At 52.9% G+C, this 16792-nt stretch carries 17 protein-coding genes and 2 tRNA genes; 6 read left to right on the forward strand and 13 right to left on the reverse strand.

Annotated elements, in window-relative coordinates:
- Positions 1–22 precede the first annotated feature (22 nt).
- Together rimP and HV242_RS20585 are read right to left on the reverse strand one after the other, a co-directional pair.
- Positions 23–475 (reverse strand): ribosome maturation factor RimP, encoded by a 453-nt coding sequence (gene rimP / locus HV242_RS20580; RefSeq protein WP_014833432.1) that lies wholly within the window; start codon positions 473–475, stop codon positions 23–25.
- Between the two features lie 207 nt (positions 476–682).
- Positions 683–759: transfer RNA gene (locus tag HV242_RS20585), tRNA-Met, on the reverse strand.
- Positions 760–1046: 287 nt separating this feature from the next.
- Here HV242_RS20585 and argG point away from each other — a divergent pair.
- Positions 1047–2393: an argininosuccinate synthase gene (gene argG, locus HV242_RS20590; protein WP_050737330.1), complete on the forward strand. Its 1347-nt coding sequence runs from the start codon at positions 1047–1049 to the stop codon at positions 2391–2393.
- Between the two features lie 165 nt (positions 2394–2558).
- Here the strand turns inward: argG and HV242_RS20595 are convergent.
- The 6 genes from HV242_RS20595 to rlmE form a co-directional block, all read right to left on the reverse strand.
- Positions 2559–2645, reverse strand: a tRNA-Leu gene (locus HV242_RS20595).
- A 9-nt stretch (positions 2646–2654) separates the two neighbouring features.
- The gene (secG, locus tag HV242_RS20600) at positions 2655–2987 is read right to left on the reverse strand and encodes a preprotein translocase subunit SecG (RefSeq protein ID WP_020883537.1); all 333 of its coding nucleotides are present in this window, start codon (positions 2985–2987) and stop codon (positions 2655–2657) included.
- Between the two features lie 223 nt (positions 2988–3210).
- Positions 3211–4548 (reverse strand): phosphoglucosamine mutase, encoded by a 1338-nt coding sequence (gene glmM / locus HV242_RS20605; protein ID WP_014171789.1) that lies wholly within the window; start codon positions 4546–4548, stop codon positions 3211–3213.
- A complete protein-coding gene (gene folP / locus HV242_RS20610; protein ID WP_050737331.1) occupies positions 4541–5389 on the reverse strand; it encodes a dihydropteroate synthase in 849 nt (282 codons plus the stop codon). Before folP ends, glmM begins: the two co-directional genes overlap by 8 nt.
- Positions 5390–5487: 98 nt before the next feature.
- Positions 5488–7422: an ATP-dependent zinc metalloprotease FtsH gene (gene ftsH / locus HV242_RS20615; protein WP_025202925.1), complete on the reverse strand. Its 1935-nt coding sequence runs from the start codon at positions 7420–7422 to the stop codon at positions 5488–5490.
- Positions 7423–7524: 102 nt separating this feature from the next.
- A complete protein-coding gene (rlmE, locus tag HV242_RS20620; protein ID WP_014171792.1) occupies positions 7525–8151 on the reverse strand; it encodes a 23S rRNA (uridine(2552)-2'-O)-methyltransferase RlmE in 627 nt (208 codons plus the stop codon).
- A gap of 127 nt (positions 8152–8278) precedes the next feature.
- Between rlmE and yhbY the strand changes: the two genes are divergently transcribed.
- Complete coding sequence (gene yhbY / locus HV242_RS20625; protein ID WP_003861814.1) at positions 8279–8572, forward strand: ribosome assembly RNA-binding protein YhbY; 294 nt, start codon at positions 8279–8281, stop codon at positions 8570–8572.
- Positions 8573–8723: 151 nt separating this feature from the next.
- Here the strand turns inward: yhbY and greA are convergent, their stop codons facing one another.
- Positions 8724–9200, reverse strand: coding sequence for a transcription elongation factor GreA (gene greA / locus HV242_RS20630; RefSeq protein ID WP_014171793.1), 477 nt, complete (start codon positions 9198–9200; stop codon positions 8724–8726).
- A gap of 227 nt (positions 9201–9427) precedes the next feature.
- Between greA and dacB the strand changes: the two genes are divergently transcribed.
- From dacB to pmrB, 3 genes are read left to right on the forward strand one after another with little or no spacing between them, the layout of a single operon-like run.
- Entirely contained in the window at positions 9428–10861 is a 1434-nt protein-coding gene (dacB, locus tag HV242_RS20635; RefSeq protein WP_050737332.1) for a serine-type D-Ala-D-Ala carboxypeptidase, read from the forward strand.
- Positions 10862–10863: 2 nt separating this feature from the next.
- Positions 10864–11526, forward strand: coding sequence for a two-component system response regulator PmrA (gene pmrA, locus HV242_RS20640; protein WP_047956161.1), 663 nt, complete (start codon positions 10864–10866; stop codon positions 11524–11526).
- Positions 11523–12566 (forward strand): two-component system sensor histidine kinase PmrB, encoded by a 1044-nt coding sequence (gene pmrB, locus HV242_RS20645; RefSeq protein ID WP_044865853.1) that lies wholly within the window; start codon positions 11523–11525, stop codon positions 12564–12566. The genes pmrA and pmrB overlap by 4 nt, the downstream gene beginning before the upstream one ends.
- Before the next feature lie 32 nt (positions 12567–12598).
- Here pmrB and cgtA read toward each other — a convergent pair whose 3' ends face one another.
- From cgtA to rplU, 4 genes are all read right to left on the reverse strand, one after another.
- On the reverse strand, positions 12599–13771 hold the full coding sequence (gene cgtA / locus HV242_RS20650; protein ID WP_014171797.1) for an Obg family GTPase CgtA: 1173 nt from the start codon (positions 13769–13771) through the stop codon (positions 12599–12601).
- Between the two features lie 15 nt (positions 13772–13786).
- Complete coding sequence (locus HV242_RS20655) at positions 13787–14752, reverse strand: DMT family transporter (RefSeq protein WP_014171799.1); 966 nt, start codon at positions 14750–14752, stop codon at positions 13787–13789.
- Positions 14753–14848: 96 nt separating this feature from the next.
- A complete protein-coding gene (gene rpmA, locus HV242_RS20660) occupies positions 14849–15106 on the reverse strand; it encodes a 50S ribosomal protein L27 (RefSeq protein ID WP_004385076.1) in 258 nt (85 codons plus the stop codon).
- Positions 15107–15125: 19 nt separating this feature from the next.
- The gene (gene rplU, locus HV242_RS20665) at positions 15126–15437 is read right to left on the reverse strand and encodes a 50S ribosomal protein L21 (protein WP_003025032.1); all 312 of its coding nucleotides are present in this window, start codon (positions 15435–15437) and stop codon (positions 15126–15128) included.
- Between the two features lie 256 nt (positions 15438–15693).
- Between rplU and ispB the strand changes: the two genes are divergently transcribed.
- The gene (gene ispB / locus HV242_RS20670) at positions 15694–16665 is read left to right on the forward strand and encodes an octaprenyl diphosphate synthase (protein ID WP_020883532.1); all 972 of its coding nucleotides are present in this window, start codon (positions 15694–15696) and stop codon (positions 16663–16665) included.
- Positions 16666–16792 lie beyond the last annotated feature (127 nt).

The following is a 16792-nucleotide window of genomic DNA, read 5'->3' on the forward strand; positions in this document are numbered from 1 at the left end:
CTTTTCACCTCAATCCAGACTGTTAAAAGTGGGGAACCAGGTTCGCCTTCTGGATATTACTCAGCGCGAACACTTCATCTTTGCCTTCGACTGTAACCGTGATCATTTCACCATCAACGGCTTTGATAATTCCCTGCCATTTACGGCGGTTCTGTACGGCCATACGCAGAACGAGAGCCACTTCTTCACCGGTAAAGCGCACATAGTGCTCGGCCGTGAACATCGGGCGATCGAGGCCGGGTGAGGAAACTTCCAGGTTGTACGCAACGGTAATCGGGTCTTCAACATCAAGAACCGCACTCACCTGGTGGCTAACATCAGCACAATCATCAACATTGATGCCATCTTCACTATCAATATAGATGCGCAGCGTCGATGTACGGCCGCGAACGAATTCGATGCCGACCAGTTCGTAGCCCAGTGCTTCGACCGGTGCAGTAATCATCTCTGTTAATTTTTGCTCTAATGTGGACAAGCCCACCCCCAAGACATAAAAAAAGGGCGTAAAGCCCAGTTATTCTGTAGTCAGATAACAAAAAACCCCGATAAATCGGGGCTTTAGATAACTGAACCCTATAGCCGCAACTGCGGCCTGGAGCACTCTCCGAAAGAATTTTTTCAAATCCAGCTACGAAGGCTCTAAGTCTTCACAGTATATTTGAAAAAGAACTTTATGGGAAAGTGGTTGCGGGGGCCGGATTTGAACCGACGACCTTCGGGTTATGAGCCCGACGAGCTACCAGGCTGCTCCACCCCGCGCCTGAAACGTGGCAAATTCTACGCGTTTTGGAGAGAATTTGCAAATAATGCTGGGATTTGGTACCGAAGACGGGACGTAAAATCGGCGTTTAGTATATTGATAGTGAACCCCACCTGTCAAGCCAGTTTCCGCCAGGTCAAACAAAGGGAAAATTTTACAAAAAACGCACGAGTCTCTTCCGGTCATCGACAAAAGATGATTAAATGAATACTCACTTATTTTGCATAAACATGCATCGAGAGCGAAAGCGGTCTCTTAATCAGTCAATCAAGCAGGGTTTTATTTTATGACGACGATTCTCAAGCATCTTCCGGTAGGACAACGTATTGGCATCGCTTTTTCAGGCGGCCTGGATACCAGCGCTGCACTGCTGTGGATGCGCCAGAAGGGAGCGGTTCCGTATGCATATACTGCGAACCTGGGTCAGCCGGATGAGGACGATTATGATGCAATCCCTCGTCGCGCTAAAGAGTATGGCGCAGAGAACGCGCGCCTGATTGACTGCCGTAAGCAATTGGTCGCTGAAGGTATTGCTGCTATTCAGTGTGGTGCTTTCCATAATACTACCGGCGGCCTGACCTATTTCAATACCACCCCGCTGGGCCGTGCAGTGACCGGTACCATGCTGGTTGCCGCCATGAAAGAAGATGGCGTAAACATCTGGGGTGATGGCAGTACGTATAAAGGAAACGATATCGAACGTTTCTATCGTTATGGCCTGCTGACCAACGCCGAGCTGCAGATTTATAAACCCTGGCTCGATACCGACTTTATCGACGAGCTGGGCGGACGTCATGAAATGTCCGAGTTTATGATCGCCTGCGGCTTCGACTATAAGATGTCCGTTGAGAAAGCCTACTCTACCGATTCCAATATGCTGGGTGCGACGCACGAAGCGAAGGACCTGGAATTCCTGAACTCCAGCGTGAAGATCGTTAACCCGATCATGGGAGTGAGGTTCTGGGACGAAAACGTCAAAATCCAGGCGGAAGAAGTTACCGTGCGTTTCGAGCGCGGCCATCCGGTTGCCCTGAACGGCAAGACCTTCTCTGACGATGTGGAACTGATGCTGGAAGCTAACCGTATCGGTGGCCGTCACGGTCTGGGCATGAGCGATCAAATTGAAAACCGTATTATCGAAGCAAAAAGCCGTGGCATCTATGAAGCCCCTGGGATGGCGCTGCTGCACATCGCTTATGAGCGTCTGCTGACCGGTATTCACAACGAAGATACCATCGAGCAGTATCACTCTCATGGTCGTCAGCTGGGTAAACTGCTGTACCAGGGCCGTTGGTTCGACCCACAGGCCCTGATGCTGCGTGATGCACTGCAACGTTGGGTGGCAAGCGCGATCACCGGCGAAGTGACGCTGGAGCTGCGTCGCGGGAATGACTACTCGATTCTGAACACCGTGTCCGACAACCTGACTTATAAAGCAGAGCGTCTGACCATGGAGAAAGGTGAATCCGTGTTCTCTCCGGACGATCGTATTGGCCAGCTGACCATGCGTAACCTGGACATCACCGATACCCGTGAGAAGCTGTTCAACTACGTTGAGAATGGCCTGCTCTCCGCAAGCGCCGGTAATGGCCTGCCGCAGGTTGAAAACCTGGAGCACAGCGTTAAGAAGTAAGGCTTACGCAGAAATGCAAAAGGCGCCCAGTGGGCGCCTTTTTTACGATCGCTGCAGAACCGGTCCCGCTGGCACGAACGTACCTGCCGACGAAAACGCTCCTTCTACAGACGAAATCTACAGACGAAAAAAAAGACGTCTTTCGACGTCTTTCTTCTGGAATATTGGTACCGAGGATGGGACTCGAACCCACAAGCCCGTTAGGGCACTACCACCTCAAGGTAGCGTGTCTACCAATTCCACCACCTCGGTACTGAATACTTAGTGCGGGATATCGCTGGTCGGCTTAGCCGGTGCAGCTGGCTGAGTCTGCTCAGTTTTCGCTGGCGCGCTCAGATTTTCCCACTCGCTTCCTTTGCTGGTCTTGTTGCTGTTGATATTGCCAAGCGCCAGACTGATGATGAAGAACAGCGTAGCCAGAATCGCCGTTGTGCGGGTCATGAAGTTCGCAGAACCACTTGAACCGAACAGCGTACCGGAAGCGCCTGCTCCGAAGGAGGCTCCCATATCAGCGCCTTTACCTTGCTGCAGCATGATCAGCGCTACGAGAGCGATGGCTACAATAAGGAAAATAACTAAAAGAGCTTCGTACATAATCAACCTGTTCCTTGCGGATTTGCCGCATACCAATGCTTCGACCAATTAGCAGGATTTTTGTTTCCCACTGAAGCGGGTGTGAATACTAACCAAAGCGAATGTGCTTCGCAAGGGCAATTTTGACGCATTGTATCAACTGCGGAAAAAAACAGCAAAAAGCCATCAATTGCTCACAACAAAGGCGGCAAGCGCCGCCTTTTTAATCACTTAACGTGAAAAACTATGCAGCTTTTACGGCATCCGCAATACGGTGCGCAAATTCATTCACCTGCGCCTCGTCTTCGCCTTCCACCATTACGCGGATCAGCGGTTCGGTTCCAGACTTACGCAGCAGAACACGCCCACGGTTGCCCAGCGCGGCTTCAACGTCAGCCATCACCGCTTTCACATTTTCATTTTCCAGCGGGTCGCCTTTACCGGCGGTGAAACGCACATTCACCAGGATCTGCGGGAACATTTTCATGCCGCTGCAGAGATCGTGCAGGCTCATATGGTTGCGCGCCATGGCGGCAACAACCTGCAGCGCAGCGACGATACCGTCTCCGGTAGTGGTTTTATCCAGCAGGATCACGTGGCCTGAGTTTTCAGCCCCGATGCGCCAGCCTTTTTCCTGCAGTTTTTCCAGCACATAGCGGTCGCCCACTTTTGCACGGACAAACGGAATACCCAGCTGTTTCAGTGCCAGCTCCAGACCCATGTTGCTCATCAGCGTGCCTACTGCACCACCGCGCAACTGGCCCTGACGCAGACCTTCACGCGCAATGATATAGAGGATCTGGTCGCCGTCGACCTTATTACCTTCGTGATCGACCATGATCACGCGATCGCCGTCGCCATCCAGTGCGATGCCCAGATCGGCTTTTTCCGCCAGAACGCGCGCCTGCAGAGCACGAACGTCAGTCGCACCCACCTGTTCGTTAATATTCAGGCCATCAGGCTCACAGCCGATGGTAATCACGTTCGCACCCAGTTCGCGGAAAACATTCGGCGCAATGTGATAGGTCGCACCGTTGGCGCAGTCCACCACAATTTTAAGATGGGCCAGGCTCAGTTCGTTCGGGAAAGTACCTTTGCAGAATTCGATGTAACGACCCGCAGCATCGACAATGCGATTCGCTTTACCCAGCTCGGCGGAGTCGACACAGGTAATCTCTTTTTCCATCTCCGCTTCGATCGCCTCTTCCACTTCATCCGGCAGCTTAGTGCCGTCGATGGAGAAGAATTTAATGCCGTTGTCATAAAACGGGTTATGCGAGGCCGAAATTACAATCCCTGCTTCAGCACGGAAAGTACGCGTCAGATATGCCACAGCAGGCGTTGGCATTGGGCCAGTGAAGGAAGCGGAAAGCCCCGCGGCAGCCAGACCGGCCTCCAGCGCTGACTCCAGCATATACCCGGAGATACGGGTATCTTTACCAATGATGATTTTACGAGAGCCATGACGTGCAAGGACTTTACCCGCCGCCCAGCCCAGTTTCAGTACAAAATCAGGGGTGATTGGCGCATCACCCACGCGCCCACGAATACCATCGGTACCAAAATATTTACGATTACTCATAGCGTTTGTTTTCCTTCGCTGCCAGTGTAGCTTCCACTACACGCATGGCTTCTACTGTTTCTTTAACGTCATGGACACGAATAATGTGCACGCCCTGCATCGCCGCAATTACAGCGCAGGCCAGACTTCCGCTCAGACGTTCGCTCGGCCCTACATTCAGTAACTGACCAATCATCGACTTTCTCGACATACCAACCAGCAATGGCAGGTCGAAATGATGGAATTCCGATAAGCGCGCAAGCAGCTCATAATTGTGAGAGAGATTTTTACCGAAACCGAACCCCGGGTCGAGCAGCAATTTCTCTTTTGCGATACCCGCACGTTCACAACGTGCAATATGCTCAATAAAGAAGCGATTTACGTCGGCATAAACATCGTCATACTTTGGCGCTTCCTGCATGGTTTTCGGCTGTCCTTGCATGTGCATCAGGCAAACCGGTAGCCCGGTCTCCGCGGCCGCCTCCAGTGCGCCAGGCTCCGTCAGCGAGCGAATATCATTGATGATGTGAGCACCCACTCTCGCGACTTCACGGATCACTTCAGGTTTAGACGTATCGACGGAGATCCACACTTCGAACCGCTGTGCGATAGCTTCAACCACAGGCACCACGCGCGCCAGTTCTTCTTCCACCGAAACGTCTGCCGCCCCCGGGCGCGTCGATTCCCCACCTACGTCAATGATGGTGGCGCCCGCGTTAATCATCAAATTTGCGTGCTTCACAGCCTCGATAAGCGTGTTATGCGTGCCGCCGTCAGAGAAGGAGTCAGGCGTGACATTCAGGATACCCATCACATGCGGATGTGAGAGATCGAGATGTGAGTCCTGGGCGAATAGTTTCATGGTCAAATCCCTGGTATCAATATGGTTTTACAGAAAAGAAAAACCCCGGAGCAAGCTCCAGGGTTTGAGGTGCAAACATAGACTTCAACAGCAGTGACTTACTTGTCGCCCAACTGTTCTGACATGGTGTTGCCCGGGTTCGGCGTACGCGGTTCATCGACCGGACGCGGCGCACGCGGTGTGCCATTGTTGTCAGAATTGTTGGAAGCGCCTGGGTCTTCCCAACCCGCTGGCGGACGCACTTCGCGGCGAGCCATCAAGTCGTCAATCTGCGGAGCATCGATGGTTTCATATTTCATGAGCGCATCTTTCATCGAATGCAGAATGTCCAGGTTATCGTTCAGGATCTGACGGGCGCGATTGTAGTTACGCTCGATCAGCAGCTTCACTTCCTGGTCAATGATACGTGCGGTTTCATCGGACATGTGTTTCGCTTTCGCCACGGAGCGGCCCAGGAACACTTCGCCTTCTTCTTCCGCATACAGCAGGGGACCCAGCTTCTCGGAGAAGCCCCATTGGGTCACCATGTTACGCGCCAGGTTGGTCGCGACTTTAATGTCGTTGGACGCACCGGTCGAAACATGTTCCGCACCGTAAATAATCTCTTCTGCCAGACGACCGCCGTAAAGGGTTGAAATCTGACTTTCCAGTTTCTGACGACTGGCGCTGATGGCATCGCCTTCCGGCAGGAAGAACGTCACACCCAGCGCACGACCGCGCGGAATAATCGTCACTTTATGCACCGGATCGTGTTCCGGCACCAGGCGACCGATAATCGCGTGACCGGCTTCGTGGTAAGCCGTGGACTCTTTCTGCGCTTCCGTCATCACCATGGAGCGACGTTCCGCACCCATCATGATTTTGTCTTTCGCTTTCTCGAACTCCACCATCGACACAACGCGTTTGTTACCGCGAGCAGCAAACAGTGCAGCTTCGTTGACCAGGTTTGCCAGGTCAGCACCGGAGAAGCCCGGCGTACCACGCGCGATGATTGCCGCGTCGACATCAGGTGCCAGCGGTACGCGACGCATGTGAACTTTCAGAATCTGTTCACGACCACGTACATCCGGCAGACCAACCACAACCTGACGGTCGAAGCGGCCTGGACGCAGCAGCGCAGGGTCAAGAACGTCCGGACGGTTAGTCGCCGCGATAACGATAATACCTTCGTTACCTTCGAAGCCATCCATCTCAACCAGCATCTGGTTCAGCGTCTGTTCACGTTCATCGTGACCACCGCCCAGGCCTGCGCCACGCTGGCGGCCTACGGCGTCGATTTCATCGATGAAGATAATGCACGGTGCTGCCTTCTTGGCCTGCTCGAACATGTCACGCACACGAGATGCACCAACACCCACGAACATTTCAACGAAGTCAGAACCTGAAATAGTAAAGAACGGCACCTTCGCTTCACCCGCGATGGCTTTCGCCAGCAGGGTTTTACCGGTACCCGGAGGCCCCACCATCAGAACGCCTTTCGGGATCTTACCGCCCAGTTTCTGGAAACGGCTCGGCTCGCGCAGGTATTCAACCAGTTCGCCCACTTCTTCTTTTGCTTCGTCGCAACCTGCAACGTCGGCAAACGTGGTCTTGATCTGATCTTCCGTTAGCATACGCGCCTTGCTCTTACCGAACGACATGGCACCTTTGCCACCGCCGCCCTGCATCTGGCGCATAAAGAAGATCCAGACGCCAATAAGAAGCAGCATCGGGAACCAGGAGATGAAGATAGAAGCCAGCAGGCTTGGTTCTTCTGGCGGCTCACCTACCACCTTGACGTTTTTGGTCAGAAGGTTATCAAGCAGCTTAGGATCGTTCACCGGGATGTAAGTCGTGTAACGGTTACTATCTTTCTTGGTAACGTTGATCTCACGTCCGTTGATACGCGCTTCGCGAACCTGGTCCTGATTGACCTCCTGCAGGAAGGTAGAATAATCCACCTTGCGGCCATTCGACTCGCTGGGCCCAAAGCTCTGGAATACTGACATCAGCACAACGGCAATGACCAGCCAGAGTATTAGGTTTTTCGCCATGTCACTCAAGGGATTAACCTCATATTACAACTGTGTTAAAAACAGCGTCAGGATACTCTATATCCCGTGTCATTCAAACTTTCGTCTGAAAGACGCGGGTTATCATTTTCGCCCGGTCGCTACAATATACACTTCTCGGGAACGGGCCCGGGAAGAGTCCGGCTTACGAACTTTAACCTTCGCAAACAGGGAGCGAATTTCCTTAAGATACTCCTCGAAACCTTCGCCCTGAAACACCTTCACAACAAAACTACCACCAGGCGCTAGTACATCACGACACATTTCTAACGCTAGCTCCACCAAATACATGGCGCGGGGGATATCCACCGCCGGTGTTCCACACATATTTGGTGCCATATCTGACATGACAACCTGGACCTTACTATCACCTACACGCTCAAGTAGCGCTTTCAGCACTAATTCATCACGAAAGTCGCCCTGAAGGAAGTCGACACCGACGATGGGATCCATTGGTAAAAGGTCGCATGCGATGATTCGGCCCGTTCCGCCGATCTGCGTAACCGCATACTGGGACCATCCGCCAGGTGCTGCACCGAGATCGACAACCGTCATTCCCGGCTTAAAAAGTTTGTCACTTTGCTGTATTTCATCAAGTTTAAACCAGGCACGGGAACGCAACCCCTTTTTCTGTGCCTGTTGAACATATTTATCGCTAAAGTGTTCCTGAAGCCAGCGGCTGGAGCTGGCAGAACGCTTTTTACCTGTCATTTAACATTTCCGTCCTGGTTCATCGTTACTTGCCTGTGACGTAAATTTCTACGCAGCTATTTGGCGATATAAGGGAGATGGCGGTAGAATGAACCGTTTTCAATCCCAACGTAAGCAAAAATATACGATGAATCTGAGTACTAAACAAAAACAGCACCTTAAAGGTCTGGCACATCCGCTCAAGCCTGTAGTCATGCTTGGCAACAATGGTTTGACCGAAGGGGTGCTTGCCGAGATTGAACAAGCGCTGGAACACCACGAGCTGATCAAGGTGAAAATCGCCTCTGAAGACCGAGACACTAAAAACCTGATCGTGGAAGCCATCGTGCGTGAAACGGGTGCCTGTAATGTACAGGTCATCGGTAAAACGCTGGTGCTCTATCGCCCATCTAAAGAGCGTAAAATCTCGCTGCCACGCTAAGGATATCCTGAATCGAACACATTTTCTGTGTAAAACGAGGGATTTCTGTCAGCAGGTGAGCAAAATGCCACGCTCCTTGAGTTGATAAAAGGCCGCTATGCGGCCTTTTTCTTTTCTTTACAATGTATCAACATCTTAGTCGAGATGCGAATTACAGGTATTCAACCTTAATAATTTCGTATTCCACTTCGCCACCTGGGGTGCGGATAGTGACAACATCATCCTGCTCTTTGCCAATCAGGCCGCGAGCAATCGGGGAGTTCACCGAAATCAGATTCTGTTTAAAGTCCGCTTCATCATCACCCACGATGCGATAAGTCTGCTCTTCGTCATTGTCCAGGTTCAGCACGGTAACGGTTGAACCAAAAATGACGCGGCCATTGTTAGGCATTTTGGTGATATCGATAACCTGCGCATTGGACAGTTTTGCTTCGATATCTTTAATACGCCCTTCACAGAAGCCCTGCTGCTCACGCGCCGCGTGGTATTCAGCATTCTCTTTCAGGTCGCCATGCTCACGCGCATCCGCGATAGCGGCGATGATTTCAGGGCGACGAACGGATTTCAGAAAATCCAGCTCTTCGCGCAGTTTTTCGGCACCACGTAAGGTCATCGGAATAGCTTGCATTTGTTATACCTCTTAAACATTCCTGTTGGGAGCAGTGTTCCCTGCCCCGGCCCCCATGAGCGGGCCAGAAGCAAAAAGAAAACCGACCCGGGAGCGAAGCCCCAGGTCAGCAACAATTTTCAATTTGATACGCATTTTACCGCGAAGTTCACTATGGGTCATCGTTTACTTTGCAGTGCTATGCACCGTAGTATGACGGTTTGTTTTCGGGTTGTTAGCGCGAGATTATGCGATTTTCCAGATTTATCATCGGATTGACTACCAGTATAGCGTTCAGCGTTCAGGCCGCGAATGTTGATGAGTACATTAATCAGCTACCCGCAGGTGCCAACCTTGCCTTGATGGTGCAGAAGGTCGGGGCGCAGTCGCCAGAGATTGACTATCACAGTCAACAGATGGCGCTGCCTGCCAGTACCCAGAAGGTGATCACCGCACTCGCCGCCCTGCTTCAGCTTGGGCCTGACTTCCGTTTTACCACCACGCTCGAGACCAAAGGCAACATCGAGGGTGGCGAACTGAAAGGCGATCTTATCGCCCGTTTCGGGGGAGATCCTACGTTTAAACGCCAGGATATCCGCAACATGGTCGCGTCGCTGAAAAAATCTGGCGTGCAGAAGATTGATGGCAATGTGTTAATCGACACCTCTATTTTTGCCAGCCACGATAAAGCACCAGGATGGCCGTGGAACGACATGACGCAGTGCTTTAGCGCTCCGCCAGCCGCCGCGATTGTGGATCGTAACTGCTTCTCCATTTCACTTTACAGCGCGCCAAAACCGGATGACGTAGCGTTTATTCGCGTGGCGTCTTACTACCCGGTGACGATGTTCAGCCAGGTTCGTACCCTCGCAAAAGGCTCCCCGGATGCGCAGTATTGCGAGCTGGACGTGGTGCCAGGCGATCTTAACCGCTTCACGCTGACCGGGTGCCTGACACAGCGCGCCGACCCATTGCCGCTGGCCTTTGCGATACAGGATGGCGCAAGCTATGCGGGTGCCATTCTCAAGGATGAACTGAAGCAGGCGGGAATAACCTATTCCGGTACCCTGCTGCGCCAGACGCAGGTTAATCAACCCGGTACGGTCATCGCCAGCAAACAATCTGCGCCGCTGCACGATTTGCTACGGATTATGCTGAAAAAGTCTGACAACATGATTGCTGACACGGTGTTCCGCATGATTGGTCACGCGCGTTTCGGCGTGCCAGGAACCTGGCGTGCGGGTTCCGACGCCGTACGTCAGATCCTGCGCCAACAGGCGGGGATCGATCTTGGCAACACCATTGCCGTCGATGGCTCCGGGTTATCGCGGCATAATTTGATCTCCCCGGCAACGATGATGCAAGTACTTCAGTACATTGCACAACATGACACTGAGCTAAACTTTATTTCGATGCTGCCACTTGCCGGGCATGACGGTTCACTTCAGTACCGTGCCGGCCTTCATGCGGCCGGGGTGGATGGAAAAGTTTCAGCCAAGACAGGTTCACTGCAGGGGGTTTATAACCTTGCAGGCTTCATCACTACCGCCAGCGGGCAACGCATGGCATTCGTGCAGTATCTTTCCGGCTATGCCGTCGAACCGACCGACCAGCGTAATCGTCGTATTCCACTGGTTCGCTTCGAAAGCAGGCTTTATAAGGACATCTACCAGAATAACTAGCGATGAAACTACTCATAGTTGAAGACGATCTGTTATTGCAGGAAGGGCTGGCTCTGGCGCTGGCCAATGAAGGATATGCCCTCGACTGCGCCGCCACGGCGGCTGAGGCGGATGCCCTGATCCAGAGCGGCGAATACAGTCTGGTGATCCTCGATTTAGGCTTACCGGATAAAGACGGCGCTACGCAGCTAAGCCAGTGGCGCCGCCGGGGTATCGCCAATCCAGTATTGATCCTGACGGCACGGGATGCCATTGAAGATCGTATCAACGGCCTCGATTCTGGCGCTGATGATTACCTGGTGAAACCGTTTGCCCTTGCGGAGCTTCAGGCGCGGGTAAGGGCGTTGATTCGTCGTTATCAGGGACACAGCGATAACTTACTGACCGACGGCGATATTACGCTGAATCTGCAAACCCAGCAGGTGCTGTGCCAGTCCCTGCCGGTTGAAGTAACCCCTAAAGAGTTCGCGCTGCTGACGCGCCTGATTATGCGCAGCGGACAAACGGTACACCGCGAAACCCTGCAGCAGGACATTTATTCCTGGCAGGACGATCCCGGCTCAAATACCCTCGAAGTGCATATTCACAATCTGCGTCGCAAACTGGGTAAAGACCGGATTAAAACTGTCCGTGGCGTAGGCTATCGTCTGGAGAGCCATAAATGAACAGCATGCGTCGGCGATTAATGGTTCTGCTGGCGGTCATTCTGTTATTTTTCCAGCTGATAAGCGTGATCTGGCTCTGGCATGAAAGCCGTGAACAGATTGGTTTTCTGGTCAACGAAACGCTCTCGGCGAAATCGCGCAATAATCATGTCGAGAAAGAAATCCGTGAAGCGATTGCCTCGCTGCTGGTTCCCTCTCTGGTGATGGTCGGTTTTACGCTGTGCTTCTCATTTTGGGCGGTCACCTGGATAACCCGGCCGCTGAATCAACTGCGCGTCAGCCTGGCGAACCGCTCGGCGGATAACTTAACCCCGCTCCCTGTCTATTCCGACATGGAAGAAATTGGTGCCGTCACAACCTCGCTCAACCAGCTCCTCGCCCGTTTGGATCACACCATTCAACAGGAACGTCTCTTCACCGCGGACGCCGCTCACGAGCTGCGAACGCCGCTTGCGGGGATCAGACTGCATCTGGAACTGATGGCACAGTCTGGCTCTCCACAGGCCACGACGTTAATTACCCGTATCGATCAGCTGATGCACACGGTTGAGCAACTGCTGATGTTGTCCCGTGCCGGACAGGCGATGGCGAGCGGTCACTATGAAACCGTCAACTGGACAGACGATATCATCATGCCGCTCGGTCTTGGACATGAAGCCAAAGAGCATACAGTGATATGGCCGGACAAAAGTCCGCTCACGGTGCAGGGTGATGCGGTGCTTCTGCGTTTGATGCTGCGCAATCTGCTTGAGAACGCCGGGCGCTACAGTCCGTCAGGCACAACGATTCGCGTGACTCTGGCCGACGTTGACGGGGGAACAGAGGTCAGCGTTATCGATCAGGGGCCGGGGATAGATGAAGCGCACCGCCAGTCGATTACTGAACCGTTCCGTCGTCTTGACCAGCGCTACGGTGGTAGTGGCCTGGGGCTGAGCATTGTGCAACGTATCGTGCAGCTCCACCACGGCAAGCTGACGCTGGAGAATGGTGCTGAGGGCGGCTTAATCGCCAGCTGCTGGCTGCCGTCCAGCCTGCAATAAAAAAGCCCCCTTCCGGGGGCTTTAAACTGCGATTAGTGCTTGTAGATGAACTCGACACCTTCTTCGTCGTCTTCATCCCAGTCGTCGTCCCAGTCTTCTTCCTCTTCCACTTCCAGCTCTTCGAGCTGTTGGCGGTGGTAGTCATCCCACATGAATTCGACTTTTTCTGGCTGTTTCGCTTCTTCAGCCTGAACAACCGGGTTCTCGATGATAAAGGTCATCACATCCCAGCACAGATCTTTCACGCCAACCTGGCTTGCCGCGGAGATCAGGTAGTATTTATCTTCCCAGCCCATCGCTTCAGCAATGGCTTTCGCTTTCGCTTCCGCTTCGGCTTTATCCATCAGATCGATCTTGTTAAAGACCAGCCAGCGTGGCTTGTTCGCCAGTTTTTCGCTGTATTTTTCCAGCTCGCCGATAATGATGCGGGCATTTTCTACCGGATCGGAACCGTCGATTGGATCGATATCGATGAGATGCAGCAGTACGCGGCAGCGCTCAAGGTGTTTCAGGAAGCGGATACCCAGACCGGCACCTTCTGCAGCACCTTCAATCAGACCCGGGATATCAGCAACCACAAAGCTCTTCTCGTTATCCATACGGACAACGCCCAGGCTTGGTACCAGCGTGGTAAACGGATAATCCGCCACTTTTGGCTTGGCTGCAGAGACCGCACGAATAAACGTCGATTTACCGGCGTTTGGCATACCCAGCATCCCGACATCGGCCAGAAGCATCAGCTCCAGCTGCAGATCGCGCTTGTCGCCCGGCGTACCCATCGTTTTCTGACGCGGGGTACGGTTTACGGACGATTTGAAACGGCTGTTACCCAGACCGTGCCAGCCGCCTTTCGCCACCATCAGACGCTGACCGTGTTTGGTCATATCGCCCATGGTTTCGCCCGTCCCCTGGTCAATCACACGCGTACCGACCGGAACCTTAATGGTCACGTCTTTACCGCGTTTGCCCGTACAGTCACGGCTTTGACCGTTCTGACCACGCTCAGCGCGGAAGGATTTTTCGAAACGGTAGTCGATCAGCGTGTTGAGGTTCTCATCCGCCTCCAGCCACACATCACCGCCGTCCCCGCCGTCACCGCCGTCAGGACCGCCACGTGGAATATATTTCTCACGGCGGAAGCTCACGCAACCATTGCCGCCATCACCTGCCACGACCAGGATTGTCGCTTCATCAACAAACTTCATTTTACTCTCCGTAACTCATTCGCCTGAGCGGGGGACTACTACGACCGCTTCATTTTTGCGCCAACGCCCCCAAAGACGATGACCAATGGCGGAATACATCGCGCCCGCAACCACGACAAACGCACCGAGATAGCCCAACATGTTGAGCATCGGTCTGACGAAGACATCGGGCCAGGCCATTGATAACAAATCTGAAAATAACAGCGTAAACAGCGGGGTAAGCGTAATGAGTGCGCTCACCTGTGCTGCCTGCCAGCGCGCCATCGCTTCGGCCAGCGCGCCATAACCGACCAGCGTGTTCAGCCCACAAAAAATGAGGCACGCCAGTTGCCAGTCGCTAAGCTGGGTAATCACACCCGGTTTTGCTAACGGCAATAATGCTATTGTACACAAAGTGTACAGCAAAAAGAGGATCTGCTGTGAGGCCAAACGACGCAATAACACCTTTTGCGCGACGCCATAACTCACCCAAACCGTTGCTGCTCCCACTCCGAAGATCACACCCCAGGTGTAATCCGTCAGTCGGGTAAAAATCTCTATCAGACTGGTGTTGAAGAACATCACCAGACCACAGAGCAACATGCTCGCCCCGATAATTTGCGTGCCACGCATCTTCTCCTTGAGGATAAAGACGCTGGCGACCATCATGCCGACCGGTGAAAGCTGACCAATCACCTGCGACGCCGTGGGGCTAAGATACTGCAGGGAAGAACTGAACAGTATGAAGTTACCGAACAGGCCACCCGTCGCGATAGCCAGCAACACCAACCAGCGCGGTTTACGGAAGATACGCAACGGCGGAAGCTTACCTTTGATCGCGAGGATGGCCCCAAGGCCGATGCTTGCCATCAGAAAGCGATAAAATACCACCGTTGGCGGCTCCATCACTTCCAGTACCTGCTTCATTGCAATCGGCAGCGCACCCCAGCACATTGCGGTCGTGAGCGCCAAAAGAATACCAATGCCGGCCTGCTGCTTCATGCCCGTTTTCCCTACAGAAAAAATTACCGGGTTTCCAATGTAAAAAGCCCCGCAACAGGTTGCGGGGCTTTAATCCGTTACCGGACCGAGAAAACCTTACTCAGCAACGATGCTGATGTATTTACGGTTGTTCGGGCCTTTAACTTCAAATTTCACTTTACCGTCTGCTTTAGCAAACAGAGTGTGGTCACGACCGCAACCTACGTTGTTGCCAGCGTGGAATTTGGTGCCACGTTGACGAACAATGATGCTACCCGCCAGAACGGATTCGCCACCGAAACGCTTAACGCCCAGGCGTTTAGCTTCTGAATCGCGACCGTTACGTGTGGAGCCGCCAGCCTTTTTATGTGCCATTTAAATCTCTCCTCAGGTCTTAGGCGCTGATGCCAGTAATTTTCACATCAGTGAACCACTGACGGTGGCCCTGCTGCTTACGGTAGTGTTTACGACGACGAAACTTAACGATTTTAACTTTCTCGCCACGACCGTGAGCAACAACTTCAGCTTTGATAACGCCGCCATCAACGAAAGGAACGCCGATTTTGACTTCTTCACCGTTTGCGATCATCAGAACTTCTGCGAACTCAACAGATTCGCCAGTTGCGATGTCCAGCTTTTCCAGGCGAACGGTCTGACCTTCGCTTACTCGGTGTTGTTTACCACCACTTTGGAAAACCGCGTACATATAAACTCCGCTTCCGCGCACATCCTCGTATGAATCAGAGTGCGCTATAAATATTCACAATAGGGCGCGAATATTACGCAAAACGCGAGCCTTTGACAAGTGCTACCATCAATACATGAAGAAAAAAAACACAACGCGTAAGGTAACGTTTATCTGAGCCGTTTTTTCAGTACAATCAGCACTACTATTGATAAACCTAACCCTTCGTTACCCCATTGAAGATGGGATAAACAGGATAAAAAGCCCGGCTTTTGCGATGAATTTAGAAAAAATCAACGAGTTAACCGCGCAAGATATGGCGGGTGTGAATGCAGCAATCCTGGAGCAACTCAATTCTGACGTTCAGCTGATCAATCAGTTGGGCTATTACATCGTCAGCGGCGGCGGTAAACGCATTCGCCCGATGATTGCCATCCTGGCTGCCCGAGCCGTCGGCTATCAGGGAAATGCTCACGTCACGATCGCGGCACTGATCGAATTTATTCACACTGCGACGCTTCTTCATGATGATGTTGTGGATGAATCAGACATGCGCCGGGGTAAAGCCACCGCCAACGCCGCCTTTGGCAATGCTGCCAGCGTCCTGGTGGGGGATTTTATCTATACCCGTGCCTTCCAGATGATGACCAGCCTGGGTTCGCTGAAAGTGCTGGAGGTCATGTCTGAAGCCGTTAATGTGATTGCTGAAGGCGAAGTGCTTCAGCTGATGAACGTCAACGACCCTGACATCACCGAAGAAAACTACATGCGCGTGATTTACAGCAAAACTGCGCGCCTGTTTGAAGCGGCTGCACAGTGTTCCGGCATTCTGGCTGGCTGTAGCGAAGCCCAGGAAAAAGGGCTGCAGGACTATGGCCGTTATCTGGGTACCGCATTCCAGCTGATTGATGATTTGCTGGATTACAGTGCAGACGGCGAAACGCTCGGCAAAAACGTGGGTGATGACCTGAACGAAGGCAAACCGACGCTGCCGCTACTCCATGCGATGCGCAACGGGTCAGCCGACCAGGCGAAAATGATCCGTGAAGCGATCGAGCAGGGAAATGGTCGTCATCTTCTGGAACCCGTGCTGGAAACAATGGCCATTTGCGGTTCGCTGGACTGGACGCGTCAGCGTGCCGAAGAAGAGGCGGATAAAGCCATCGCCGCACTTCAGGTTATCCCGGACAGCCCATGGCGCGATGCGCTCATTGGTCTTGCCCATATCGCCGTTCAGCGCGACCGTTAATCCTGCTCTCCCCTCCCCGCGGCCCTCGCGGGGAGATTCCAGTACACACCTGTATATTCCTCTTTCACGTAAACGCACCGGTTTACAGACCGCATGAATAAAGCCATGCCTTATTCTGAATATCCCT

Source organism: Enterobacter sp. RHBSTW-00593 (genome assembly GCF_013784105.1).
GTDB classification, from domain to species: domain Bacteria; phylum Pseudomonadota; class Gammaproteobacteria; order Enterobacterales; family Enterobacteriaceae; genus Enterobacter; species Enterobacter ludwigii.

Excerpts from the sequence above, each read along its gene's own strand:
- argG (WP_050737330.1), top strand. The coding sequence starts at position 1,047 with ATGACGACGATTCTCAAGCATCTTCCGGTAGGACAACGTATTGGCATC.
- secG (WP_020883537.1), bottom strand. The coding sequence starts at position 2,987 with ATGTACGAAGCTCTTTTAGTTATTTTCCTTATTGTAGCCATCGCTCTC.
- glmM (WP_014171789.1), bottom strand. The coding sequence starts at position 4,548 with ATGAGTAATCGTAAATATTTTGGTACCGATGGTATTCGTGGGCGCGTG.
- folP (WP_050737331.1), bottom strand. The coding sequence starts at position 5,389 with ATGAAACTATTCGCCCAGGACTCACATCTCGATCTCTCACATCCGCAT.
- ftsH (WP_025202925.1), bottom strand. The coding sequence starts at position 7,422 with ATGGCGAAAAACCTAATACTCTGGCTGGTCATTGCCGTTGTGCTGATG.
- rlmE (WP_014171792.1), bottom strand. The coding sequence starts at position 8,151 with ATGACAGGTAAAAAGCGTTCTGCCAGCTCCAGCCGCTGGCTTCAGGAA.
- yhbY (WP_003861814.1), top strand. The coding sequence starts at position 8,279 with ATGAATCTGAGTACTAAACAAAAACAGCACCTTAAAGGTCTGGCACAT.
- greA (WP_014171793.1), bottom strand. The coding sequence starts at position 9,200 with ATGCAAGCTATTCCGATGACCTTACGTGGTGCCGAAAAACTGCGCGAA.
- dacB (WP_050737332.1), top strand. The coding sequence starts at position 9,428 with ATGCGATTTTCCAGATTTATCATCGGATTGACTACCAGTATAGCGTTC.
- pmrA (WP_047956161.1), top strand. The coding sequence starts at position 10,864 with ATGAAACTACTCATAGTTGAAGACGATCTGTTATTGCAGGAAGGGCTG.
- pmrB (WP_044865853.1), top strand. The coding sequence starts at position 11,523 with ATGAACAGCATGCGTCGGCGATTAATGGTTCTGCTGGCGGTCATTCTG.
- cgtA (WP_014171797.1), bottom strand. The coding sequence starts at position 13,771 with ATGAAGTTTGTTGATGAAGCGACAATCCTGGTCGTGGCAGGTGATGGC.
- HV242_RS20655 (WP_014171799.1), bottom strand. The coding sequence starts at position 14,752 with ATGAAGCAGCAGGCCGGCATTGGTATTCTTTTGGCGCTCACGACCGCA.
- rpmA (WP_004385076.1), bottom strand. The coding sequence starts at position 15,106 with ATGGCACATAAAAAGGCTGGCGGCTCCACACGTAACGGTCGCGATTCA.
- rplU (WP_003025032.1), bottom strand. The coding sequence starts at position 15,437 with ATGTACGCGGTTTTCCAAAGTGGTGGTAAACAACACCGAGTAAGCGAA.
- ispB (WP_020883532.1), top strand. The coding sequence starts at position 15,694 with ATGAATTTAGAAAAAATCAACGAGTTAACCGCGCAAGATATGGCGGGT.